The 23,986-nt window shown below is 66.7% G+C and carries 23 protein-coding genes and 2 tRNA genes; 9 read left to right on the top strand and 16 right to left on the bottom strand.

Annotated elements, in window-relative coordinates; genetic code table 11:
• Position 1 precedes the first annotated feature (1 nt).
• The 5 genes from ACUJB0_RS25470 to ACUJB0_RS25450 all read right to left on the bottom strand — a co-directional run bounded on the left by ACUJB0_RS25470 (position 2) and on the right by ACUJB0_RS25450 (position 6,583).
• The gene (locus ACUJB0_RS25470) at positions 2 to 1,333 is read right to left on the bottom strand and encodes a sigma-54-dependent transcriptional regulator (protein ID WP_444847669.1); all 1,332 of its coding nucleotides are present in this window, start codon (positions 1,331 to 1,333) and stop codon (positions 2 to 4) included.
• Entirely contained in the window at positions 1,330 to 3,204 is a 1,875-nt protein-coding gene (locus ACUJB0_RS25465; RefSeq protein ID WP_444847668.1) for a sensor histidine kinase, read from the bottom strand. Before ACUJB0_RS25465 ends, ACUJB0_RS25470 begins: the two co-directional genes overlap by 4 nt.
• 38 nt (positions 3,205 to 3,242) lie before the next feature.
• Positions 3,243 to 4,235, bottom strand: a complete 993-nt coding sequence (locus ACUJB0_RS25460) for a porin (RefSeq protein ID WP_444847667.1) — start codon at positions 4,233 to 4,235, stop codon at positions 3,243 to 3,245.
• Positions 4,236 to 4,259: 24 nt separating this feature from the next.
• The gene (locus tag ACUJB0_RS25455; RefSeq protein ID WP_444847666.1) at positions 4,260 to 5,531 is read right to left on the bottom strand and encodes a dicarboxylate/amino acid:cation symporter; all 1,272 of its coding nucleotides are present in this window, start codon (positions 5,529 to 5,531) and stop codon (positions 4,260 to 4,262) included.
• Between the two features lie 233 nt (positions 5,532 to 5,764).
• The gene (locus ACUJB0_RS25450; RefSeq protein WP_444847665.1) at positions 5,765 to 6,583 is read right to left on the bottom strand and encodes a c-type cytochrome; all 819 of its coding nucleotides are present in this window, start codon (positions 6,581 to 6,583) and stop codon (positions 5,765 to 5,767) included.
• Between the two features lie 162 nt (positions 6,584 to 6,745).
• Between ACUJB0_RS25450 and ACUJB0_RS25445 the strand changes: the two genes are divergently transcribed.
• The 5 genes from ACUJB0_RS25445 to ACUJB0_RS25425 are packed head-to-tail and all read left to right on the top strand — an operon-like array spanning position 6,746 to position 9,538.
• Entirely contained in the window at positions 6,746 to 7,087 is a 342-nt protein-coding gene (locus tag ACUJB0_RS25445; RefSeq protein WP_444847701.1) for an ArsR/SmtB family transcription factor, read from the top strand.
• Positions 7,084 to 7,515 (top strand): YeeE/YedE family protein, encoded by a 432-nt coding sequence (locus tag ACUJB0_RS25440; protein WP_444847664.1) that lies wholly within the window; start codon positions 7,084 to 7,086, stop codon positions 7,513 to 7,515. The genes ACUJB0_RS25445 and ACUJB0_RS25440 overlap by 4 nt, the downstream gene beginning before the upstream one ends.
• A gap of 10 nt (positions 7,516 to 7,525) precedes the next feature.
• Positions 7,526 to 7,960 carry a YeeE/YedE family protein gene (locus ACUJB0_RS25435; protein WP_444847663.1) on the top strand — a complete coding sequence of 145 codons (435 nt, stop codon included), beginning with the start codon at positions 7,526 to 7,528 and terminating at the stop codon, positions 7,958 to 7,960.
• Positions 7,961 to 7,973: 13 nt separating this feature from the next.
• A complete protein-coding gene (locus tag ACUJB0_RS25430; RefSeq protein WP_444847662.1) occupies positions 7,974 to 8,774 on the top strand; it encodes a sulfite exporter TauE/SafE family protein in 801 nt (266 codons plus the stop codon).
• Positions 8,775 to 8,809: 35 nt separating this feature from the next.
• Positions 8,810 to 9,538: an MBL fold metallo-hydrolase gene (locus tag ACUJB0_RS25425; protein ID WP_444847661.1), complete on the top strand. Its 729-nt coding sequence runs from the start codon at positions 8,810 to 8,812 to the stop codon at positions 9,536 to 9,538.
• Between the two features lie 41 nt (positions 9,539 to 9,579).
• Here ACUJB0_RS25425 and arsA read toward each other — a convergent pair whose 3' ends face one another.
• The 7 genes from arsA to ACUJB0_RS25390 form a co-directional block, all read right to left on the bottom strand.
• Positions 9,580 to 11,424, bottom strand: coding sequence for an arsenical pump-driving ATPase (gene arsA, locus ACUJB0_RS25420; protein ID WP_444847660.1), 1,845 nt, complete (start codon positions 11,422 to 11,424; stop codon positions 9,580 to 9,582).
• A 126-nt stretch (positions 11,425 to 11,550) separates the two neighbouring features.
• Entirely contained in the window at positions 11,551 to 12,471 is a 921-nt protein-coding gene (locus ACUJB0_RS25415; protein ID WP_444847659.1) for a sulfurtransferase, read from the bottom strand.
• A 37-nt stretch (positions 12,472 to 12,508) separates the two neighbouring features.
• Entirely contained in the window at positions 12,509 to 13,561 is a 1,053-nt protein-coding gene (locus ACUJB0_RS25410; protein ID WP_444847658.1) for a fatty acid desaturase family protein, read from the bottom strand.
• On the bottom strand, positions 13,558 to 14,688 hold the full coding sequence (locus tag ACUJB0_RS25405) for a glycosyltransferase family protein (RefSeq protein ID WP_444847657.1): 1,131 nt from the start codon (positions 14,686 to 14,688) through the stop codon (positions 13,558 to 13,560). The genes ACUJB0_RS25410 and ACUJB0_RS25405 overlap by 4 nt, the downstream gene beginning before the upstream one ends.
• Positions 14,685 to 15,386: a hypothetical protein gene (locus tag ACUJB0_RS25400; RefSeq protein ID WP_444847656.1), complete on the bottom strand. Its 702-nt coding sequence runs from the start codon at positions 15,384 to 15,386 to the stop codon at positions 14,685 to 14,687. The genes ACUJB0_RS25405 and ACUJB0_RS25400 overlap by 4 nt, the downstream gene beginning before the upstream one ends.
• Before the next feature lie 4 nt (positions 15,387 to 15,390).
• Positions 15,391 to 16,341, bottom strand: coding sequence for a hypothetical protein (locus tag ACUJB0_RS25395; RefSeq protein ID WP_444847655.1), 951 nt, complete (start codon positions 16,339 to 16,341; stop codon positions 15,391 to 15,393).
• A gap of 2 nt (positions 16,342 to 16,343) precedes the next feature.
• The gene (locus ACUJB0_RS25390; RefSeq protein WP_444847654.1) at positions 16,344 to 17,378 is read right to left on the bottom strand and encodes a glycosyltransferase family 2 protein; all 1,035 of its coding nucleotides are present in this window, start codon (positions 17,376 to 17,378) and stop codon (positions 16,344 to 16,346) included.
• Positions 17,379 to 17,538: 160 nt separating this feature from the next.
• Here ACUJB0_RS25390 and ACUJB0_RS25385 point away from each other — a divergent pair, with 160 nt between their 5' ends.
• Positions 17,539 to 19,647 (top strand): TonB-dependent siderophore receptor, encoded by a 2,109-nt coding sequence (locus tag ACUJB0_RS25385; RefSeq protein WP_444847653.1) that lies wholly within the window; start codon positions 17,539 to 17,541, stop codon positions 19,645 to 19,647.
• On the opposite strand, the gene ACUJB0_RS25380 is transcribed toward ACUJB0_RS25385, so the two are convergent.
• Genes ACUJB0_RS25380 through ACUJB0_RS25365 form a run of 4 tightly spaced genes read right to left on the bottom strand, consistent with a single transcriptional unit; the run spans position 19,648 to position 22,692 of the window.
• The gene (locus ACUJB0_RS25380) at positions 19,648 to 20,361 is read right to left on the bottom strand and encodes a MipA/OmpV family protein (protein ID WP_444847652.1); all 714 of its coding nucleotides are present in this window, start codon (positions 20,359 to 20,361) and stop codon (positions 19,648 to 19,650) included.
• Complete coding sequence (locus ACUJB0_RS25375) at positions 20,358 to 21,593, bottom strand: beta-ketoacyl-[acyl-carrier-protein] synthase family protein (protein WP_444847651.1); 1,236 nt, start codon at positions 21,591 to 21,593, stop codon at positions 20,358 to 20,360. Before ACUJB0_RS25375 ends, ACUJB0_RS25380 begins: the two co-directional genes overlap by 4 nt.
• Positions 21,590 to 21,835, bottom strand: a complete 246-nt coding sequence (locus tag ACUJB0_RS25370) for a phosphopantetheine-binding protein (RefSeq protein WP_117009985.1) — start codon at positions 21,833 to 21,835, stop codon at positions 21,590 to 21,592. Before ACUJB0_RS25370 ends, ACUJB0_RS25375 begins: the two co-directional genes overlap by 4 nt.
• 26 nt (positions 21,836 to 21,861) lie before the next feature.
• Entirely contained in the window at positions 21,862 to 22,692 is an 831-nt protein-coding gene (locus ACUJB0_RS25365; protein ID WP_444847650.1) for an alpha/beta hydrolase, read from the bottom strand.
• Between the two features lie 389 nt (positions 22,693 to 23,081).
• Between ACUJB0_RS25365 and ACUJB0_RS25360 the strand changes: the two genes are divergently transcribed.
• The 3 genes from ACUJB0_RS25360 (at position 23,082) to ACUJB0_RS25350 (ending at position 23,968) form a co-directional block, all read left to right on the top strand.
• Positions 23,082 to 23,157: transfer RNA gene (locus tag ACUJB0_RS25360), tRNA-Ala, on the top strand.
• A 25-nt stretch (positions 23,158 to 23,182) separates the two neighbouring features.
• Positions 23,183 to 23,258 (top strand) — tRNA-Glu (locus tag ACUJB0_RS25355).
• Between the two features lie 77 nt (positions 23,259 to 23,335).
• A complete protein-coding gene (locus ACUJB0_RS25350; RefSeq protein ID WP_444847649.1) occupies positions 23,336 to 23,968 on the top strand; it encodes a TetR/AcrR family transcriptional regulator in 633 nt (210 codons plus the stop codon).
• Positions 23,969 to 23,986: the final 18 nt, after the last annotated feature.

Raw genomic sequence — 23,986 nt, 5'->3', positions numbered from 1 at the left:
CTTACTTGTAATCGTCCGGCGTCAGCGCGTACTTTTGCATCTTGTAGTACAGCGTCTGCTTCGGCACGCCGAGCGCGTTGCTCACTTCGGTGACGCTGCCGCTGGCCCTGCGCAGTTCCTGCTCGATCACCGCGCGTTCGAAGCAGCCGACCTGCTCGGCCAGCGGCAACGGCGCCATGCTGCGCGCCGACAGCAGGCCATCGGCCCCGCTCGACAGACCCAGCACGAAACGCTCGGCGATGTTGCGCAGTTCGCGCACATTGCCGGGCCAGTCGTGCGCCATCAGCGCCTGCATCAGCGGCCCCGGCACCGGCGGCGCGCTGCGCTTGTAGCGCGCGGCGGCGCCCAGCAGGAAGTGCTCGAACAGCAGCGGGATGTCCTCGCGCCGCTCGCGTAGCGGCGGCAGGTTCAGCACGATGAGGTTCAAACGGTAGTACAGGTCGCTGCGGAATTTCTGCTGGTCCGACCATTCCTTCAAATCGACCTTGGCCGCAGCGATCACGCGCACGTCCACCGGCACCGGGCTGTTGGAGCCCAGCCGTTCGACGTAGCGCTCCTGCAGCACGCGCAGCATCTTCACCTGCAGCGCCATCGGCAGGCTTTCGATCTCGTCGAGGAACAGCGAGCCGCCGTCCGCGTGCTCGATCTTGCCGACCTGCCGCTTGGCGGCGCCGGTGAAGGCGCCCGATTCATGGCCGAACACTTCGCTCTCAAAAATGGTCTCGGGGATCGCGCCGCAGTTGAGCGCGACGAAGTTGCTCTGGTGCCGGCGGCTGAACTGGTGCAGGCAGCGCGCCACCATCTCCTTGCCGGTGCCGGTTTCGCCGTAGATCAGCACGTCCGCCGGCTCGTCGGCCAGGTCCAGGATCAGGCGGCGCAGGTCGCGGATCGCGGCCGAGTCGCCCAGCAGCGTAGCCTCGATGCCCTCGCCGTGCGCGATGCGGTGGCGCAGCGCGGCCACTTCCAGCACCAGCCGCCGGGTTTCCATCGCGCGCTGCACCACGTCGGTCAGCTGCTCCGACGAGTACGGCTTGGCGATGAAGTCGTAGGCGCCGTCGCGCATGGCGCCCACGGCCATGGTGATGTCGCCGTGGCCGGTCACCAGCACCACCGGCAGTTGCGCGTCGATGGCCTTGACGGCGGCCATGAAGTCCAGCCCGCTCATGCCGGGCAGGCGCACGTCGCTCACCACCACGCCGTCAAAGCCCGGCGTGATCAGCGGCAGCGCCTGCTCGGCGGTGTGGAAGGCCTGCACCTCGATGCCCGCCAGGTCCAGCGCCTGTGCGCTGCCTGCGCGCACGGTCGGGTCGTCTTCGATCAGTAATACTTTCATGCTGTCTCCTGCTCCGCAATGGGTAATTCAATGATGAACCGGGCGCCGCCCGTGGTCGTGGCTTCCGCCAGCAGCCGTCCGCCAAATTCGCGGATGATCTGCTCGGATATCGCCAAGCCCAGGCCAAGGCCCTGCCCTTGCGGCTTTGTTGTGAAAAAAGGTTCGAATAAGTGGCGGCGGATCGCTTCCGGAATGCCCGGCCCGGTATCCGTGACGGCGATCATGGCCTTTTGAAAACTGCGCGACACGCTCACGGTCAGCTGGCGCGGGTCGCTGTCGGCCATCGCGTCGAGCGCGTTGGTGAAAAGGTTGACCAGCACCTGCTCCAGCCGGTTGGTGTCGCACAGCGCGAACACGTCCGGGCTCTGCATCGACATGCGGAAGTTGACCCGCTCCTGCTCCACCCGCCGCTCGACCAGGAACAGCGCGGCGGTGATGGCGCCCGCCACCGCCACCGGCCTGACGCTGGCGTCGGACTTGCGGGCGAACTGGCGCAGCTGGCCGGTCAGCGCGCCCATGCGCGCGACCAGTTGCGAAATGGTCACCAGGTTGTCCTTGGCCTCGTCCAGCCGGCCGCGCTCGATGAGCACGCGGGCGTTGTCGGACATGGTGCGCAGCGCCGTCAGCGGCTGGTTCAGCTCGTGCGTGATGCCGGCCGACATCTGGCCCAGCACCGCCATCTTGCCCGCCTGGACCAGTTCGCTCTGCGCCTGCCGCAGCTTCTGCTCGGCCTGGCGGCGCACGACGTTTTCCTCGCTCAGGTTGTGGGTCATCTGCTGCAGGCTGGCGGTGCGCTCGGCCACCATCGACTCCAGGTCGTCGTAGGCGCGCTGCAGGTCCAGCCGGGCGCGCTGGCGTTGGCGCCCCAGCCGGCGGCGCTGGCGCGCGTACAGCACCAGCATCAGCAGCAGCGCTTCCGACAGCCAGGTGAAGATGAAGGCGTTGCGGGCGCTGGCCTCGACCGGCGCCAGGTCCGACAGGTAGACGAACTGCCACTTGCGCGGCGAGAGCGAACGGGTCTGCGCCAGCATGCGCAGGCGCGCGGCCGGCGCCGGCGTGGCGACGATGGCGGCGCCGTTGTCGAGCTTGCGCAATTCGCGTATGCCCAGCGGCAGCAAGGCGTGCGAGAAGTACTGGCGCGACACCTCCAGCTCCTGCCGCACGGCCGGCGACAGCGGCGACAGCGCGCGGTACTTCCATTCCGGCTCGGAACTGAGGAAGACCACGCCGTGGGCGTCGGTCAGCAACACCTTGTCGCTGCCCTGCACCCAGCCGCTTTCCAGTTTCTCGATATTGACCTTGACGGTGGCCACGCCCAGCATGCGGCCGTTGTGGTAAATGCCATGCGCGAAGAAGTAGCCCGGCTCGCCGCGCGTGGTGCCGACGCCGTAGAAGCCGCCGGGCGTGCGCCGCAGCGCGTCGCGCACGTAAGGGCGGAAGGCGACGTTGTCGCCGACGAAGCTGTCCGGCTCGCGCCAGTTGCTGGCCGCCTGCGTCACGCCCTGCAGGTTGACGATGTAGATGGTGGTCGATTTGGACAGGTGGTTGACCTGTTCCAGATAGGCGTTGACCTCGGCGCGCAGGGTCTCGTCGTCGGGCTGCTGCAGCAAGGCGATCACGTCCTTGTTGAGCTCCAGCGTGCCGGGCAGGAAGTCGTATTTGGACAACAGGTTTTCCAGGCTGACGGCGTAGCCGTCGAGCCGCTGCGCCGCGGCCAGACGCAGTTTTTCAGTGGCGGCGTTTTCGGTCCAGCGCCAGGCCAGCGCCGCCACCGCGAGGCAGCACAGCAGCAGCAACACCCACAGCGCGGCCCGGCGCAGCAGCCGGCGGCCCGGCCGAGACGGCAAGACGGTCTGCGGTGGTGCTGCCATATTCCCCTTTGCCGTTATCGTGGTTTCATAGACCGCCATTAAAACACATGACGCACGCCCAGGTTGAATCCGGTTGTACCGGTACCACTATCGGTGGCCGTGCCGACGTGGAAATTGGCGCCGTTGCGGTTGATGATGTGGCCGTACGCGGCGTACAGGTCGGTGCGCACCGACAGCGGATGCAGGTAGCCGATCGCGGCCTGGCGGGCGCGCTGGCGCGGCGACGAGTCGTCGCGGTGGTCGATGTACGAGGCCAGCAGCTTGTCCGCGCCCACCGACACCGTCACGCCCACCAGCGCGTCGCGGCTGCCGATGCCCAGCAGGTCCTTGTTGCGCGAGTAGGCAGCGTGGCCGGTGATGTCGCCGAAGCGGTAGCGGCCGCCCAGCATGGTGTAGCGCGTGTGGGCGGTGCCCAGGGCGTTCTCGCGCTGATGGTGGGTCAGCACCACGCTCAGCGGGCCGTTGTCGTAGCTGGCGGCGCCGCTGATGGTGCGGTTCCTGGAGGCGTCGCCTGCGGTTTCGCCGAAGCCGTACAGCAGGTCCGCCGAGAAGCCGTTGTACTTCCTGGTCATGTACTCGACCGAGTTGTCGACCCGCGTGCTCGGGAAGAAGATGTTCTGCACGTTGCCGGCAAAGCCGGTGCCGAACGGATCGATCACGTCGCGCAGGGCTTTGAAGTACGGCATGTACTGGCGGCCGGCGCTGATGGAGCCGGCCGAGCCGGACAGGCTCACATAAGCCTGGCGGCCGAACAGCAGGCCGCCCTGCCCGGCGGTGCCGGTGTCGATGTTGAAGCCGTTTTCCAGCTGGAAGCCGGCGCTCATGCCGCCGCCGAGGTCTTCCTTGCCCTTGAAGCCCAGGCGCGAGCCGGAACCCACGCCGCTGCTGATGTTCTGCGTGTTGCCGGCCGGGCCGCCGCGTTCCAGCACCAGGCCGGCGTCGGCGATGCCGTACACGGTCACGCTCGATTGAGCCTGCGCGATGGCCGATACCAGACCCAGCGCCAACGCGCTCATCACATGCTTTTGCATCTTTGAATCTCCTCTAATTATTCTTCAAGCCGCACGCATCGTGGCGACGACAGGTTGTTCCTTTTCTTCTTCCAAAGCGCCTTCCCACTTCGCGACCACGGCGGTGGCGACAGCGTTGCCGACCGCGTTGGTGGCGGAACGGCCCATGTCCAGGAACTGGTCGATGCCCATCAACAGCAGCAGGCCGGCTTCAGGAATGTGGAACTGGTTCAGCGTGGCGGCGATCACCACCAGCGAGGCGCGCGGCACGCCGGCGATACCCTTGGAGGTCACCATCAGCAACAGCAGCATGGTGATCTGGGTGCCCAGCGACAGGTCGATGCCGTAGGCCTGGGTGATGAACAGCACGGCGAAGGTGCAGTACATCATCGAGCCGTCCAGGTTGAAGGAGTAGCCCATCGGCAGCACGAAGCTGGAGATCTTGCGTTGCACGCCGAACTGGTCCAGCGCGACCAGCAGTTTCGGATAGGCCGCTTCCGAGCTCGCGGTCGAGAACGCCAGCAGGAATGGTTCGCGGATCAGGGCCATCAGGCGGAACACGCGCTTGCCGATGAACAGGAAGCCGCCCAGGACCAGCAGCGCCCACAGGCACACCAGGCCCAGGTAGAAGCCGCCCATGAATTTGGCGAAGGTGCCCAGGATGCCCAGGCCGTTGGTGGTGATGACCGAGGCCATCGCGGCGAACACGGCCAGCGGAGCCAGGTTCATGATGGCGCCGGTGATGCGCAACATCACCTGGGCCAGCTGGTCGATCACGGCGGTCAGCTTGGCGCCGGCCTCGCCCATCGCGCTCAGCGCGCTGCCGAAGAAGATCGAGAACACCAGCACTTGCAGGATCTCGTTATTGGCCATCGCCTCGATCGGCGACTTCGGCACCATGTGGGCGACGAAGTCCTTCAGCGTGAAGGCCGAGGTCTTCAGGCCGGTGGCGGCGTCCATCGGCGGCAGCGGCAGGCCCAGGTGGGTGCCCAGCTGCAGGAAGTTCGACAGCAGCATGCCCAAGGTCAGCGACACCAGCGAAGCGATCACGAACCAGCCCATGGCCTTGATCCCGACCCGGCCGGCGGCCTTACCGTCGCCCATGTGCGCAATACCGACCGCCAGCGTGGAGAACACCAGCAGCGAAATGATCATCTTGATCAGACGGAGGAATACGTCGGTGGCGATCGAGATATTGCCGGCGATGGTGGCGCTGAGCGCCTTGTCGGGGAAGGTGTCATGGCAGGCATAGCCGACACCGATACCGAGCACCATGGCGATCAGGATGTAGAGGGTTAATGGGCGTTTCTTTTTCACTTGGGTTCTCCAGATTTTTGTTGTCGTCACCGCTAAGCAGTGCGCCGGCGGGGTCCAAGCTAGATAGCAATGGTTGTGCCAGCCTTGGACGAACGAAAATTTGGAGGCAAGTCCTTGATTCTAAATATAGTTCATAACAGCAACATCTTGTAACATGCTGGCGGCGCCCCGAAATCCAGACGGTGGCGATGGCCGTTGTATGGAAAGTTGGACGGCCGCCAGCCGTCGCCGCACTAGCTGCGCGCGTCTTTCGGCTTGTCCCCTTTGGGCCAATCTTTCGCCTTGAATTTGTACACCGGACGCGGAAGGTGAGTGAAATATTCAGCGACGTCGAGCGCATCCTGATCGCTCAGCGTGCCGCCCTGCCCGAGCGGCATGTTGTGCTTGACGAACGCGGCAGCGGTAAACGTGCGGGCCATGCCGGCGCCGTCGTTGAACGAATCGCTTCCGGCCACTGGCGGAAACAGATAGCCACCGGCCGGGTTTTTCATGCCGGCGCCGTTGGCGCCATGACAGCTGGCACACTTCGCCGAGTACACCTCTTTCCCGTGCGCCGTATCGGCTGTCAGTTTCTGGTCGAGCGGACCGAATCCGCGTCCCTTGACGCTGGTTCCGGTCGGCACGCCCGTCGACAGCCACTGCATGTAGGCGAGGATATTGTTCATTTCCGCGGAGTCGTAGGCGAGCGGTTTGCCGTTCATCGACCTCTCGAAGCAATCGTTTACCCGCTCCGTGAGCGAAATGACCTTTCCGCTGCGCGAACGATATTCGGGAAATACACCCCAGATGCCCACCCAGGGGGAAGCGCCGGCGGTGGTTCCCCCTGCCAGATGGCAGTTGGTGCAATTCAAGCCGTTGCCGACGTTGTTGGGCAGGCGCTGATGGGTTTCAGTCAGCAATTTCCTGCCCTCCTGAATTGCCAGTCCCTTGGGGCCCGGCGGGATGGTCGATTCGTCAGGGGCAGTCAATGCCGGGACTGCCGTTTGGGCGGCCACACCGGCTGCCAGCGCAACTGCGGTACCGGCGGCTATCAAGCGAAGTTTCATGGTCATGGGAAGCCTCAGTCGTGGAAACAAGGGGGGGTCGGTGCGCCTGCCCGCATGACTGCCGGCGCTCTCGATGCCTTCATCATATCAGCGTTTTATATTATATCCACAGATATTTTATTATTTGGTATAATATTTTTGCGACGTGACGCGAGGAGAGTAAAAATGATGCATCAATCCCAGTTCGACCCCGCTGCGATGCGCTCGGCGGCCGCGCAGGCTTGTGGACTGCTTAAGGCGCTGGCCAACCCTGACCGTCTGCTGCTGCTGTGCCAGCTCACGCAGGGTTCGCTGTGCGTCAGCGATCTCGAAACCAAGCTGGGAATCGGCCAACCGACGCTGTCCCAGCAGCTTGGCGTGCTGCGCGACGCGGCGCTGGTGACGACGCGGCGCGAAGGCAAGCAAATTTACTACAGCATCGCCAGCGGCGCCGCGATGGCGGTCATGCAAGTGCTGTACAACCAGTATTGCGGCGCGTCGAAGCAATCAACCGAAGGAGAAACAGTATGATGATCGACTGGACAGGTTTCACGCCGTGGGCCTCGCTCGCTGGCGGCGCCCTGATCGGACTGGCCGCGGCAATGTTCTTGCTGTTCAATGGACGCATTGCCGGCATCAGCGGCATCCTTGGCGGTCTGCTGCAATGGCCCAGGGGCGATATCGCCTGGCGCATCGCCTTCCTGCTCGGCCTGGTCGGCGCGCCCGCCGCCTACAGCCTGTTCGCGCCGCTGCCGGCAGCGCAGGTCGACGCCGGGATCACAACGCTGGTCGTCGCCGGGCTGCTGGTGGGCATCGGCACCCGCTACGGCTCCGGCTGCACCAGCGGCCATGGCGTGTGCGGGCTGTCGCGCCGTTCGCCGCGTTCGCTGGCGGCGACCGCCGCCTTCATGGCGGCCGGCTTCGTTACCGTTTTCATCGTTCGTCACCTGATTGGATAAGGAGCACCTCATGCAGATTTTCATGGCACTCATCGTCGGCCTGATATTCGGCATTGGCCTGATCGTCTCGGGCATGACCAATCCGTCCAAGGTCATCGGCTTTCTCGACCTGGCGGGGCGCTGGGACCCTTCGCTCGGCTTCGTCATGGGCGGCGCCATCCTGGTCGGGCTGCTCGCGTTTCGCTTTGCGGGGGGGCGCGAGCGCTCGCTGCTCGGCGCCGCGATGCGCCTGCCGACCGCATCCCGGATCGACCGCCGACTGGTGCTGGGCGGCCTGGTCTTCGGCGCCGGCTGGGGACTGGCTGGCTACTGCCCCGGCCCCGCCCTCGCCTCGCTGGCCGGCGGCGGCTCCAAGCCTCTCATTTTCACCGCCGCGATGATCGTCGGCATGGTGATATTTGAATTGCTGGAACGCCTGCCGGCGCGGCACAAGCACATCGCCTAAGGACAACCCGGCCATGCTCACCGCGCTCGGACTGGGATTGGTAGTCGGTGTCATCCTCGCGCTGACCGGTGCCGGCGGCGGCATCCTCGCAGTGCCGTTGCTGGTGTTCGGCATCGGGATGGGTGTCGCCCAGGCCGGCCCGATCGGCCTGATGGCGGTCGGTATGGCAGCCGCTCTCGGCGCCGTGCTCGGCCTTCGCGAAGGTATCGTGCGCTACCGCGCCGCCATGTTGATCGCTGCCTCCGGCATGCTGCTCTCCCCGCTCGGCCTGTGGTTGGCGCACCGGCTCGACAACCGCTGGCTCAGCGTCCTGTTTGCCACGATCCTGCTCTTGGTGGCATGTCGCACCCTGCGCCAGGCGACGGGCCCGGAAGTTGCCGTCAAGCCCGATGTCCATTCACCGTATCCGTGCAAGCGCGATGATGGAAGCGGCCGCTTCATCTGGACCAGCAGCTGCGTACGCGTGCTGGCCTTGTCGGGCACGCTGGCTGGCTTGCTCTCCGGTCTGCTAGGCGTTGGCGGCGGCTTTGTCATGGTCCCGGCTTTGCAGCGCTACACCGACCTGGCGATGCGCTCGGTCATAGCGACCTCGCTGGCGGTCATTGCCCTCGTTTCGGTGACCGGCGTCATCGCCAGCGCTGCCAGCGGCGGCATCGTGTGGACCGTGGCCCTGCCCTTTTCCGCCGGCGCGCTGGCGGGCATGCTGGGAGGGCGCCTCGTCTCGACGCGCCTGGCCGGGCCTCAGCTTCAAATCGGCTTCGCCCTTGTATCGGCCGCCGTTGCGGTCGGCATGATCGTCAAGTCCATCTTTTAAAAGTACTGCTCATTTCACCTCCGTGGCGACCTGCGATGAATGTCAACCCTGTCCAACTGTTTGATTCCGAATCCTCGACGTTTACGTACATCCTGGTCGCCGGCGACCAGACGTCAGCCGTTATCATCGACCCGGTCGATCACAATTGGGAGCGCGATCTGGCGCATCTAGCGCGGCTCGGCCTGAAGCTGTCTTTCGTGCTGGAGACGCACGCCCATGCCGACCATGTGACATCGGCCGGCAAGCTGCGCGAAGTGACAGGGGCAAGCGCCGCCGTGCCATCGGGCTGCGGCATCACCCCGGCCGAGGTGCAGCTCAACGATGGCGACATCATCCGTTTTGGCCCCGACGAACGGATCGAAGTCCTGCACACGCCCGGCCACACCGCGGGCAGCGTCAGCTATCTATGGCGCGGCAATGTGTTTACCGGTGACACCTTATTGATCGACGGCTGCGGACGCACCGACTTCCAGAACGGTAGCGCGCATGCGCTCTACGAGAGCGTCACCGGCAAACTCTTCACGCTGGCCGATACGACGCGCGTGTGGCCCGGGCATGACTACAAGGGCCAGTCAGTCTCGACGATAGGCTGGGAGAAGTGCCACAACGCCCGTCTCGCCAACCGCGGGGAGGAGGATTTTTGCGAACTGATGGCGACCCTCAATCTGCCGAAACCGAAGCTGATTGACATCGCCGTGCCGGCGAACAAGAACTTGGGGCTGGCGCACGGCGCATGCGATACTTTTTCTGTGCCAGCCCGCTGACCTGACGCCGCCAGCGCGCCGGCGCACCGCGACGCGGTTGCTCAAGCGCTCTCCTGAGACACCTGGTGAGTGACCAGCTCGGATAGCTCGGCCACTCCGACCGGGGGATGGATGCGCCACGGCACAATGAAGCTGCGGGCCGCCAATCCTGCCGCGATACGGCACATTTGCTTGCGCTCTCCCGCCAGGCGCGCTTCCAGCAGCGGATCGCGCGTGCCGGCCGCCGCCACGCTTTTGTTGATCACCCAGGCGTATGGCTCGATGCTTGCGCGGCGCAGGTCGTCCTGCAGGGCCGCCGCCTGCGAAACCGGGGTGACCTCGGGCAGCGTGACCAGAATGATCCGGGTGTAGGCGCCGTCCTGCAGCCGCATCAGGGGCGTGGTCATTCGGCCGCCGCCATGGCCTTCGAAATCGCGCAGCGTTTGCCGATGGTAGGCGCCGGCAGCATCCATCAGCAGCAGCGAGTGCCCGGTGGGCGCAGTGTCAAGCACGACGAAGGCGCTACGCGCTTCGTTGACTATCCTGGAAAACGCGTGAAAGACCGCGACTTCCTCGGTACACGGCGAGCGCAAGTCTTCCAGCATCAGCGCTTGTTCCTGCGCGTTCAGTCCCGGCGATTTTGCCGCCATCATGCGGTCGATGTAGCGCTGGGTCTCGATCTTGGGGTCGATGCGGTCGACGCGCAAGCCGGGCACCTCGCTGGCGAGCGTTCCGGCCAGGTGGGCCGCCGGATCGGTGGTGCTCAGATGAACGGTCTTGCCGCGTGCGATCAACCCGAGGGCCAAGGCTGCGGCGATGGTGGTTTTGCCCACGCCGCCCTTGCCCATCACCATGATGAGGCCGTGGCCGGACGCCGCCAATTCGTTGGCCAGCGCGTCCAGACCCGGCAAAGCTTGAGCCGTTGCGGTCAGCGCTTCGGCGCCGGCGACTGGGGCGGCATGCGCCGAAAGCAGCGCGCGCAATGCCGGCAAACCAACCGTGTCGAAGGCGCGCAAGGGCACCTGGTCTTGCGGCAGGGACTGCAAGGTGAGCGGCATCGCATCGAGCGCCTCCTGCCCGGCCGAGGCAATGGCGCAGGCCACCGCATCGGCCGGATCGCTGGCGTGGAACACGCCGTTGATGATCAGGCGCTGGTTGTTCAGACCAAGTATGCGCAATTCATCCGACGTGCGCGCCGCCTCGGCAAGTGCGCCCTTGTCGGCGCGGGCGACCAGGATGACGGTGGTCCGGGCAGGGTCGCTCAAGGCAAGCAAGGCGGCCTTGAAACGCACTTCCTGCATCTTCAATCCCGAGTGGGGGCCGAGGCAGGAAGCCCCGCGGTCATTTCCCGCCAAAAATCCGCTCCACGCCTGCGGCAAGCTCAGCAGACGCAAGGTGTGTCCGGTTGGCGCGGTGTCGAAGACGATATGGTCATAGGCGTCCGCATCGTCGGCCAGCAGCGCTGCAAACTCATCGAATGAAGCGATCTCCGTGGTGCAGGCGCCCGACAGTTGCTCACGCACGGTCGCGCGTTCCGTTTCGCTGGCACCGGCGTCCATCTGCCCCAGCACGCGCTGGCGATACGACTCGGCCGCGTTGTCGGGGTCGATATTCAATACCGACAAACCGGGGACGCCGGGCACGGGCGTGGGGCTGTTGCGCAGCTCGACGCCCAGCATTTCATCCAGATTGGACGCGGCATCGGTGCTCACCAACAGGATTTTTTTACCGGAATCGGCCAGCGTCAGCGCGGTGGCGGTCGACAGCGACGTCTTCCCGACTCCTCCTTTACCGGTAAAGAACAGATGGCGCGTCGGCGCGACAAGAAAGCCCGGCACCTTGGTGTCGAACCCTCCCGCTGCTTTCTCGTGCGACGGGATACCGCCGCAATGCACCAGCTTGCCCATATTTGCGCCCCCCCAACGAGCATAGACCAACGATACAAATAGTTTATATTGTAATTCAACAAGAGGGAAAATTTGTTCCGGCCTGCACCGGAGCGGGTTTCCACTCTTTAGCTTGGCCGATACGAGTCAGAGCTGATCGGCGTCGAAACAGCCCGTCTCCACATATTCGAACCAGCCGCCATCGTAGACGCTGATCGCGGGCCAGCCCATCAGCCAGGCGTAGAAAAACGCCATCGAGGCGCGCCAGCCGGTGCCGCAGTAGAAGGCGGTCGGCGTGCCGGGGAGGATGCCGTGTTCGGCCCACTGCGCGGCGATCTCGGCGGCCGGCTTCATGCTGCCGTCGGCCTCGTGGTAGGCGCTCATGCTGTTGACGTCGCCGTCCTCGCCCGCCCTGCCCCAGCGCGCGCCGGGGATGTCGCCGGCGGCGATGTAGTTGTAGCCGGAGGCCTGGCCGGTGAATTCGGCCCGGGTGCGAATGCTGGCCAACACGCCGTCGCCGCGCGCCAGCAAGGCGCACGCTTCTGGCGTGCCGATCAGGTATTCTGGATGGGCCGGGAAGGCGATGCCGAAATCGCTGGCCGCTGCGGCGGTTGGCGCCGGCCCGCGCGCGCAGGCGTGGCCGCCCGCCTGCCAGCGGGCGAAGCCGCCGTCGAGCAGGCGCACGTCGGCCACGCCGGCATAAAGCAGCAGATGCGCCAGCCGTGCGGCGGCCAGGTTGTTGCGGCCGTAGAGGATGACGGTGGTGTCGTGGCGCACGCCGCGCGTCAGCAGCAGCGCCAGCAGCGCCTGGTCGGCCACCTTGTTCCACAGGGGCAGTTCTTCGATGCAGGCGGTGTCGAAGTAGGACGCGCCCGGGACATGGGCCTGCTCGAACAGCACCGCCGCGCCGCAACCGACTTCGAACAGGCGCCAGTCCGCCGCCGGCGGCGCCTCGACTTCGGCGCCCGCAGTCAGTCCCGCCAGCCAGGCCGGCGTGACGAGCTGACGCCAGCGGACCAGGTCTGGCCTGAAGTCGGTGGCAATATTGTCGGTAAAACCAGAAAACATAAGGGTTGGTGGCGGGTAGGAGTGGCGGCTCGATATTTTACGCGATCACATCCTTCAACACCTGCAGATAGGAGCGGTACAGGTTGGCGGCGGGCAGCTGGCCGCGCCCGGCCATCAGCGCGTGCACTTGTGGCAGGCGGTAGAACGGCACTTGCGGATACTCGTGGTGCTCGATGTGGTGATGGATGCGGTGCGGGCCGACGAAGAACGTCTGCCAGTTGCGCCGCACCACCGTGCGCGCGTTCAGGCGCTGGTCGTCCATCGCGGGATAGCCGGCGTGCTCGGTGATCGCGCGGATGCGGGCGAACAGCTGGAGGAAGGTCAGCGCGGGCAGCAGCCATAGCGTGAGGTACAGCGTCGCGTGGCCCAGCGCGGCCAGCACGCCCAGCATCAGGCCGTTGACGGCGACGATGGAGGCCAGCGCGTACAGGCCGCGGCGATCGCCCTTGCGCGCCTTCGGCATGATGTGCGCGTGCTTGCCGGCGGCGAAGTCGCGCACGCTGAGGAAGTAACCGATGCTGGTCACGTCCTTGAACAGGCGCCACCACAGCTCGCGTTTGGGCACCGGGTAGTCGCCGATGCCGAACACGGTGGCGACCGGATCGTCGGCGGCCATCGGCGCGCGGTGGTGGCACAGGTGGCCGCGCCGGTAGCCGAACATCGACAGCATCAGCGGCGCGGCGGCGAACAGCTGGCCGACCACGTCGTTGGCGCGGCGGTTGCGCAATAGCGTGCGGTGCGCGCTCTCGTGCATCAGCACGGCCAGCGCCAGCTGGGTGCGGGCGATCAGCACCATCGCCACCAGATAGGCCGCCGGGTGCGCCAGCACGATAGCGAAGGCGAAGCATGCGGCGATCAGCAGCCAGTCCAGCGCCAGACTGGCCAGCGCGCGGACGTCGCTGATGCGGGCCAGGTGCGGCGGCAGCGCTTGGCTGGCCGCCGCGTGGCCGTCAGCGATGCCGGCCAGGTGCGACGGCAACGTCGGGCTGGCCTGCGCGTGGCCCTCGCTGATGCGAACCTGCTGCGGCGGCAGGGTCGGGCTGGCCTCCGCGTGGCCGTCATCGATGCGGGCCGAGTCCGGGGGCGTCATGTTCGGCTCCTGCCGGCGGCCAGTTGCTGCAGCACTGAGACCCAGCTGTCCAGCCGCGCACGGGCGACGTTGTGGCCGTCACTCGCGCCGCAGCGCTGGCCAGCGGTACGCGTCTGCGCCAGCAATTCGATGCCGGCCTGCCGCACCTCGGCGCTGAAGGCCGCCGCGTCGCCGCGCCATACAACGACACGATGCGCCAGGCCAAGCGCGGCGGCGCGTGCCGCGTTGCTCTGCTGTTCCGGCTGCTCCGTCAGCACCAGCACGATGGGACGCCGGTACACCAGCGCCACCGACAACGCCGCCATGCCGGGTGCCGACACGATCAGGTCGCTGACGGCCGCGCCGTGCACCCAGTCCGGATCCTGCGCCCGCCATGCGCCCCGCCCCGCGTAGCCCTCGCCGACCAGCTGCGCGCTCACACCCGCGCCCTCCAGGGCGGCCGTCAATGCGTCGGCCAGCGCGGGATCGCGGAAGTGCGGATTCAAGTAGACCGCCGCGCGCGGCGTGGCGCCCGGCTCCGCTTCGGCCGGGGCGGCGATCGCCACCGGCGTCGGCAGGCGGAAAGTGGCGCCACCGCTGGCCTCGTCGACGTAGCAAAAGTCATGCTCCAGCCGCGCCAGGCTGGCGTTGATCTGCAAGGCGATCACCCGATGGAACAGGCCGGACAACAAGCCCGGCACACGGCCGCTGAAGTTGGTTTCCAGCGCGTGCCGCAGGCTGGCGCCATACACATGCACCACCTTGCGCCGCCAGCCCGGCAGGCAGCCCATGCACAGCAGCGCCGGATGGAAGGAATCGTTGATCACCAGGTCGGCGTCGCGCAGCACGCGCCGCAAGCGCCAGATGTCGCGCCACATGCGCGTCGGCCGGAACACGTAGTTGGCCACGTTGGCGTCGGTGGCGCCGCGCAGCATGTTCTGGTGCGTGTCGAACTGCACCGCGTAGTGGCGCGACAGCACCGTGGACTCAATGCCGAAGCGCGCCAGGAAGGCCACGCCCTCGTCCGACGTGGTCAGCACATCGACGGTGGCGCCGTCGGCGCGCAGCGCGTGGGTCAGCAACTGCGCGCGCATCAGGTGGCCGCGCGCGTCGGCGGTGGCGAGGTAGGTCAGCTTGATGCCCTTCATGCGACCGGCCTCAAGCGCAAAGCCACACCGGCCAGGTACATGCCGATGGCGCCCGTCACGCCCCAGGAGCGGTCGATGGCGCGGATGCGCGCCAACAGCGACACCAGCGCCGGCTGCTCCTGCGGCGCGACCAGGCGCTCCAGCGTGTGGCTGCACAGGCGCACGTGGCGGTCCTCGTCGGCCAGAACGCCGGACAGCAGCGGATGCAGCGGATGGCCGGCGCCGATCAGCGCGCAATGGCGCTGCAGCACGCGGCTGGCCATCTGCTCGGCGCACAGGCCGATGGCGAAGGCCGGCACGATCATGCCGGCGCTGAACTGCCCGCCATAGCGCTGCGCCAGCTCGCGCCACTGCGCGATCTTGCGGCGGCTCAGCAGGTCCGGGCGGCCAGGCTCGCCCGACGGCGCCGGGCCGCCGCGCGCGGCCAGCTCGGCGGCGAAGGCGGCGGCGTGGCGGCGCTCGTCCGCCAGGTGATGCTCCATCTGCCGCGCCAGCCAGTCCGGCGGCGTGCCGGCCAGGTCCGACGCCAGCGCGATCTCTGTGGCCTCCTCGCCGATCAGGTAGACGCGCAACAGCAGCCGCTCACCGGCGGCACTGGCGTGCAGCTGGCGCAGCGCGGCGCACTTGATGCGCGCCACCCAGCGCGCCTGCCGCGCCGCCCAACCGCGCGGCGGCGGCGGTTGCAAATCAATGGGCATGGACCTACTCTTGCGTCTGCTGCCAGCCCAGCACCAGGCCGATGAAGCTCTGCTGCAGGAAGGCGCGCGCCACCGCGTTGGCGCCGTCGAACGGCTGCTGCTGGTCGCCGAAACGCAGATAACCCTTGCCACCGGCCGCGCCGACGACCAGCTTGTCGTGCGAGGTGAAGCCGCGTTCCATCAAGGGCTTCAACAGCGGCTGGTTATCCAGGCCGTACAGGAACAGCTCGCGCTGCGCCACGCTGTCCGGGATCTTCCCGGTCAACGCCTCCAATTCGAACGACCAGTTGTCCGGCGCCTGCGGACCAGCCACCGCCGGCACGCCATGCAGCACAGCGCGCATCACCGGCTTGGACAGCTTGCTCGCGCCCAGGCCGATGGTGATGTCGGCATCATGCGCGCCGGCCGCGCGGTTGCTGCGCACCTGCACCAGATGGCTGGTGAAGCGCGCGGCGAGGCCGGGATCGGTCAGCGTCCTGGCGATCTGCGCGGATGGCAGCACCTGCCGCTTGCCGCCCGCCTCGGTCACGTCGACGTCGTAGGGATCGATACGCACGTCGCTCAGGCGCCCTTTGACCGGCGCGTGCGAATGGCCGGTGACCGACCATTTGCCGCCCGACTTGCTCAGCACCAGATGGAAGCTGACCGGCACCCGCGCCCCGCCCTCGCTGGCGGCGGTGCCCTGCAGCAGCAGGTCGCCGACGATGGCCTTGCTGTCGTAGCTGCGGCTGTTGCTGAAGTGGACCTGGTGCGCCTTCTCATCCACCTCGACCGAGGTCGCCGCATCGTCAATGCCGACGCGGTTGCATTGCGTGGCGTTGCCGGTCAGCTCGCTCAACGGGCAACCGCTGGCCGAGGCGAAGTAGTACACGCCGCGTCCCGCGAAATCGGCGGCGCCGGCGGTGGCGGACATGGCGCAGATCGCGGCAAGGATGGCGTGGCGTTTCACATTCATGTTCAGGCTCCAGGTTGGCGTTGATGGTAAGAGAGTGCGCGCGCATCGGCATCGATACCGCCGGCCGTGCGCAGGCCGAGTCCGCGGCACAGGGCGCCCAGCATGTCGACCGCCGAGAACGCGGCGATCAGCGCCAGCGCGGACAAGCGGCGCGCCCCGCGCAGCGGCGGCAAGTCCTGCTTGTTCAGCGAGCGCATGCTGAACCACAGCCGCGAAGCCAGCACGCACAAGGGGCCGATCGGGCCGCTGTGCGCCAGCCATTGCATCCCGGCCGGCAGGTAGGCGCGCACCAGATGCGGCGTGAGCCCTTGCGTATCCTGGCCGCGCAGCCAGCGCAGCTTGAACAGCTCGCCGCGCGTGTCCGGCAGCTTGTGCTCGGTGTGCGCGCCGGCCGCGTAGTGGAGCGCGACGCCGGCCTCCTGCAGGCGCAGGCCCAGCACCTGGCAATGCGCGCGGTAGACACCGTCGAGCAACTGGTAGCTGTGGTGCGCGAACACCTCGCGCCGGAACACCACGTTGTTGGCGTAGAAGTTGCGCGTGGCGCCGGCCTGCAGCGGGCTGGGGAAATACATGAAGTCGATGGTGGTCAGCGCCGCGCCGGCCACGGTGGCGGCATAGCTGGTACGGCCCGCCACCACCGCCGGCGGGGTCGCGCTGTCCAGCGGCGCCAGCAACTGCGCCAGCCAGTCCGGCGCCGGCACGCAGTCGGTGTCGGCGAAGCAGACGTAGTCGCAGCGCGCGGCGTCGGTGGCGGCGAAACCGTCGTTCTTGGCCGAGTAGTAGCCGGTGCCCGCATCGATGCGGACGAAGTCGATGGCGCGCCCGGCCAGCCGCGCGGCGGCGGCGCGGGTTTCCTCGTCCAGGCCGTCGTGGGTGATAACCACTTGCGCGAGCGCCGTCAAGGGCACGCTCTGGCGCGACAGTAGCCCGACCACATGCAGCAGGCTGGCGGCCGCGGCCCCGGCATCGGCGCCGCCGCGCAGGTTGTTGGTTTCAAGGACCAGCGCGGTACGCGCGGCGATGGACTCATGCGGCATAAGCGTCCCATTCATTGCAAAATAATTAAGTCGAATTATAGGGGCTAACGCGCAAGCCTGCATGTTCCAGTTGTGCGCAGTCCGAAGGCAAACGCCCCATAATTGCGAATGGTTCTCATTTGCGTTAAAATGCGCGTTTCCGTCGTCCCGAAAGCCGAACATGCGCAGTCCCTCATACTTCCGTCTTTGCTACGCCCTCCCCCTGGCCTGCCTGGCGGGCACCGCCGCCGCCCAGACCGCCGACGACGAGGTGCTGCAGACAGTGAAGGTGACCGCCGCCCGCGCCCAGGGCCTGCTGCCCCGCACCACCGAGGCCGGCAGCTTTCGCGGCGCGGACATCATGGACGTGCCGTCCACCGTCAACGTCATCACGCGCGAACTGCTGGAACGCCAGGCCGCCGCCGGCCTCTACGACGCGGTGCGCAACACCGCCGGCGTCACGCGCCAGCAGAACGGCGGCGACACCTGGGACCAGCTGGTGATACGCGGCATCGCCGTCGAGAACCGCACCAACTACCGCCTGAACGGCTCGCTGCCGATCATGAACTTCGCGCAGGTGCCGATGGAGGACAAGGAGCGGGTCGAGGTACTGAAAGGCGCGTCCGCGCTGTACTACGGCTTCACGTCGCCGTCCGGCGTGGTCAACTTCGTCACCAAGCGCGCCGGCACCACGCCGGTCACCAGCGTCGGCCTGGCGCTGGACCAGCAAGGCAGCGCGGTCGCCAGCGCCGACGTGGCGCGCCGCTTCGGCAAGCGCGGCGAGTTCGGCGTGCGCGTCAACGCCGCCGGCGGCACGCTGGGCTCCTACCTGCGCGACGTCGGCAACGGCAACCGTGGCTTCGCCTCGGCCGCGCTGGACTGGCGCGTCAACAGCCGCCTGCTGCTCAAGGCCGACCTGGAGCACGACCGCCGCCGCGTGACGGAGCAAGCCGCCGTGATGCTGCCGGCCGCCGTCAACAACGTCATCAGCCTGCCGCGCGCGGTCGATCCGCGCGCGCTGGTCGGCCCGGACTGGGCGCGCTTCGAAACCAGGACCGACAACGCCCAGCTGCGCGCCGACTACGCGCTGGCCGGCGACTGGGCCGTGACGCTCGAAGCGGGCCACTCGGAAACCGCGCGCGACCGCACGCTGCCCATCTTCCGCCTGAATAACGCGGCCGCGCTGCAGACCGGCGCCGGCCGCATCACCGGCAACATCCAGCATCAGGTGACAGCGTCGACGCTGCTGCGCGCAGAGCTGGCGGGCACGGTCGCCACCGGCGCGCTGACGCACGAGCTGACGCTGGGCGCCACCCACACCGGCAAATCGCAGGACCCGATCTACCAGCGCAACTACACCATCGCCACGCAGAACCTGTACAAGCCGGTGGCGATTCCGCTGGCGAGCGTGGTGTTCGGCGCCGCGCCGGCCACGCCCACCACCGCAGAACTCAAGACGCGCGAGACCGGCGTCTACGCGCTGGACCGCATCGCGCTGTCGCCGCAGTGGCAGACCGTGCTGGGCCTGCGCCACACCAGCTACCGCAGCGACCAGGGCGACAATCACTACGACGTTGGCCAGACCACGCCAATGGCCTCGCTGATCTACAAACTGTCGCCAACGCTGTCGTTCTACGGCTCGGCTGCGCGCGGATTGGAGGAAGGCGAATCAGCGCCCACCGGCACGGCCAACCAGAACGTCAAGATGGCGCCGGGAGTCAGCAAGCAGCGCGAGCTGGGCGCGCGCTGGCTCAGCGGCGGCGGCACGCTGGTGTCGGCCGCGCTGTTCGACATCCGCCGCCCCGGCTACTACACCAACGCGGCCAATGTGTTCGTGGCCGACGGCGCGCAGCACTATCGCGGACTGGAACTGTCCACGCAGGGCAAGCTGACGCGCCAGCTGTCGTGGCAAACATCGGCCCAGCTGCTGGACCCGGCATTTGAAAACACCACCGCCGCCTACAACGGCAAGGCGCCGGAGAACGCCTCGCGGCGCACCGCCAGCGCTTTCCTCTCGTATGACGTGGATGCCCTGCCCGGCTGGTCGGTCAACGGCGGCGCGTACTACTACAGCGCCCGTCCGGTCAACGATCTGAACCAGGCCTTCCTCGGCGGCGTGACCTTGTTCAGCGCGGGCGCGCGTTACGCCACCAGCATCGGCGGCAAGCGCGCCACATGGCAGCTGAATGTCGAGAACCTCGGCGACAAGCAGTACTGGGCCGGCGCCGGCACGCGGCTGGCCGCCGGCGTGCCGCGCCTGGTCAAGCTGGGCGTGAAGGTGGACCTGTGATTACTCGAAGCGGTAGCTGAGCGCCACCAGGCCGGAATCGAGCGAACGGCGGTGCACCGCCGGGTTGCTGCGGATGGAGTCGTCCAGCCAGGTGCGGCGCACGTTGGCGACCAGGTACCAGTGGCCGCTCAGGCGCGCCTCCACCAGCAGGCCGGCGAACGGGTTGCTGGCCGAGCGCGCCACGCCGTCGTAATAGCGGACGTAGTTGGCCGAGCGGTACTCGACGCCGGCTTGCGGATAAAACGCGAACCGGTCGTGATCGATCTCGGCCGCGTACATCAGGTCGAGCATGGTGCCGTGCGATTTGCCGAGGTCGCGATAGACGTTGGCCATGAAGGCGCCAACCGGCGTGACCTGCAAGGTGCCCAGGCCCAGCGGCACCGACGAGCGCAGCCGCTCTTGCGGCGGCGCGCTGGCGCGGTAGCCGTCCTCCAGCACGCGCGTCAGCAGCTCGACGCTGCCGTAGCCGGCCGGCGCCAGCTTGACGCCGAAGGTGTCGATGCGCGCGAAGGCCGGACCGTATTCGAAGTTGGCGTACGGGACAGCGCTGGTGCTGCGCGATTGCGCCGGCACCGCGACCGGCGAACTGCTGATGCCCAGTCCGATGTCGCCGACCAGGCGCGGCGCCTGGTCCTGCGCGGGTTGCTGCTGCGCCTGGGCGCAGCCGGCCGACAGCAGAAGCAACGCGGCGCAACGCCGCAGCCCAGCCCTCATCGGAACGCGCTGACGATCAGCGCGACGTTGCTGCCGCCGAAGGCGAACGAGTTCGACATCGCCGCCTGCAGCGGCACGCCGCGCCGGGCTTCGAGCGGCACGAAATCGAGGTCGCACTCGGGATCGGGCTGGTCGAGGAAGGCGGTTGGCGGCACAGCGCCGTGGCGCACCGCTTGCGTGGTCATCACGAATTCCAGCGCCCCGGCCGCGCCCAGCGTATGGCCGTGCATGGACTTGGTGGAGCTGACCATCAGATCGCGCGCCAGCGGGCCAAAGGCCTGCTTGATCGACGTGGTCTCGGCCAAGTCGCCGGCCGGGGTGCCGGCGCCGTGGGCGTTGATGTAACCGATGGCCGACGCGGGCAGGCCGCACTGTTCCAGCGCCTGGCGCATGGCGCGCTCCTGGCCGTCCGCATCGGGCTTGGTGATGTGGGTGGCGTCGTTGCTGGTGCCGTAGGCGACCAGCTCGGCCAGGATGGTGGCGCCGCGCGCCTGCGCCGATTCCAGCGATTCCAGCATCACGGCGGCGCCCGCCTCGCCCAGCACCAAGCCGCCGCGTCCGGCCGAGAACGGCCGGCACGAACGCTCGGGGTGTTCGGCGTCGAACGGCGCCAGCACGCGCAAGGAGTCCCAGGCGGTGACCACGCCGTAGCACAGCAGGGCTTCCGAGCCGCCGGCCAGCACGCGGTCGGCGTAGCCGTGGCGGATGTGGCGGTAAGCCTCGCCGATGGCCTGCGCCGACGACACGCAGGCGCTGCTGTAGTTGTTGACGCTGCCCTTGAAGCCGCAGCGCAATGCGATCTGCGCGGCCGCCGCGTTGGTCATGCCGGCCACGACCGACATCGGCCGCACGCGGGTCTTGCCGTCGACGAACAGGTCGACATAGCCCGATTCAACGGTGCCGGCGCCGCCCATGCCGCTGCCCCAGAACACGCCGCTGCGCTCGGGCGCGATGGTCGCGTCCAGGCCCGACTGGGCCAGCGCCTCGCTGGCGGCGGCCCAGCCCAGCAGCGAGAAACGGTCGAAGATCGGCAGTTCGGAATTCTTGACCAGCTCGGGCAAGGGACCGCGGATTTGCGCGGCTGGCGTGTCCGGCCGCTGGCGGTCGCCTGCGACCTGCAGCAGGCCAATGCCGCTGTGGCCGGCCAGCGCCTGCTCGAAGTTGCGGTCGGCGCCGACGCCCAGCGACGAGATCGCCCCCAGGCCCGTGATCACCACACGCTGCATGGTCATGCGCTGGTGGCCTTGTTGGCCAGGTAGGTATCGATCTGGTCGGCGATGTCCTGCACCACCACCAGCTTCGGACGCTCGTCGCCCACTTCGATGCCGAACTCTTCTTCCAGGTCGAAAATCAGTTCGATCACGGTCAGCGAATCGGCGCCCAGCGCTTCGAGTTCGGTCTGCGGCTGGATGGTGTCTTCTGGCACGTCCAGGCTTTTGGCCAGCAGTTTGGCGACGGTTGGGAATGAATTCATAAAAAATAATCTCTGTTTAATAGGTGTTAAGCACGGTTCAGCAGCGCGTCCTGGGACGGCAGATGCTGGTTGAAGAACGCAACCGTTTCGTCGGCAACGAGTTCCTTCTCATTGTCGAGGGTGATGATGTGGTAGCTGTCATGCAGGATGACCTTGCGGCGGCTCGGCGAGCTGATGCTGCGCTCGACCAGGTCGGCGCTCTTGGTGCTGGCGACGTCGTCTTCCTCGGCGTGGATGATCAGCGCCGGCGCGGTCACCTTGGACAGCTGCGCGCGCACCTGCTTGATCAGGCGGTGGGCCTGGAAGATGCCCTCGGCCGACAGGCGCGAGGCGCCGGCCGCCGACGAATCGCTGACCTTCATCTCGCGCGCGATCCAGCGCCGCAGGTTCTCGTTCTTCAGCCCGTAGGGATAGCGCTCTTCGTACGAATACCAGTGGCGGGCCGGCGTGTAGTACGCCAGCGGCAACAGGAAGCGGTATTTGGGGATGCTCCAGCCGTCGTAGGACAGCGTGGTGGCCAGCAGGCCGAGCGAGGCGATTTCGTCGCCACGGTCGATCGCCAGGCGCAAGGCCAGCACCGCGCCGATGCACAGGCCGACCACCGACACGCTGGCGTGGGTCTCCTTGAGCTGGTCGAACAGGCGCGCGACTTCCTCGTACCAGCGCTCGCTGCGGGTAGTACGATAGGAGTCGGCCTGGCCGGACGAGTAGCCGTAACCCGGTATCAATGGAATGACAACGGTGTAGCCTGCACGTTGCAGGCGCTTGCCCACATACTGCATTTCCAGCGGGTTGCCCAGCAGGCCGTGCAAAGCCAGCACGGCATGCGGGCCGCCTGCCAATTCAATAGTCTTCATACTACCCTGTTCAAGAAAATCTTTTTATTGTTGACCGGGAAGCGGTCATCAGTCGCTGTTGCCGCGAGCGTTAAAAAATGGGTTCATCATACCCTCGTTTGGCACAGAAACTCCAGTCACCTCAGCGCCGGAATGCCGTCGACCTGCAGGTTTTGTTGCCGGGGTGCGCAATGCGAGACCAATGGGCTCGCGCGATGGCACTAGCGGGACGTGGATGCTGTGGGAAATTGCGAGGATAAACTGGTCCGACCGATTTGGATGGCGAATTTTAGCCATTCGCGGCTATCGGTAGCATGATCACTTCATTACAGATTGGAAAGGTAGCGCGCGCTTGAAAACGCTGCCTTTTGCTTTGTCCGGGCCTTTGCTATAATGCGGCCCGCACACAGGGGGGTATAGCTCAGCTGGGAGAGCGCTTGCATGGCATGCAAGAGGTCAGCGGTTCGATCCCGCTTACCTCCACCAATGTGCGAATATCTGGCAGTTCACAGTCCCCATCGTCTAGAGGCCTAGGACATCACCCTTTCACGGTGAGTACGGGGGTTCGAATCCCCCTGGGGACGCCATTCGCCCGCTCTCGGCCAAAGCCATTTTGGCGTACAATGATCATCTATATTTCGGTGATCGTTTTCGGGAGCTCAATATGCGCAAATCAAATGCAGAGGCGGCGGAAACCCGCAAGCGTATCCTGTCGACCGCGTCGGGCATGTTTTTACGACAAGGCATTTCCGCAACGGCGATTTCCGACATCATGGTCGCGGCCGGACTCACGCAGGGCGGCTTCTACCGCCATTTCCAATCGAAGGAACATCTGGTGGCGGAGGCCAGCGCCGCCGCGTTCGAGCAGATCCGCGCCTTGATCGACGCCGCCACCGCCGGCAAGCAGCCGCGCGAAGCGATCGACCTGATCGTGGACTACTACCTCAACCAGCACCGCGATACCACGCTGGGCAATCTGTGCCCGATGGCCAACCTTGCCAGCGAGCTCAGGGATGCGGATGACCAGATCAAGGAAGTCGTCACCGAGGGCTACACGCGCTTCGTCAAACTGTTCGCGTCTTACTTGATGCGCCTCGATTACAGCGATTATCTCGGCGTGGCCGAATCCATCGTCTCCGTCATGGTCGGCGCGGTGTCGGTGGCGCGCGCGGTCGCCGATCCCGCCTTGTCCGAGACCATCCTGCGCAACGCGCGTAACACGGTCAACCTCATCCTGCGCAACGCCCCCACCAGCACCGGCCTGGAACAGGACAACCGGGCCGCCGCCGAAGCCTGACGGCAGCCCTTTGGAGCG

Source organism: Duganella caerulea, assembly GCF_040362985.1.
Lineage (GTDB): Bacteria > Pseudomonadota > Gammaproteobacteria > Burkholderiales > Burkholderiaceae_D > Rugamonas > Rugamonas vulcania.
The sequence above is the reverse complement of the archived record's forward strand: the minus strand, read 5'-3'. Positions and strand labels throughout refer to the sequence as shown.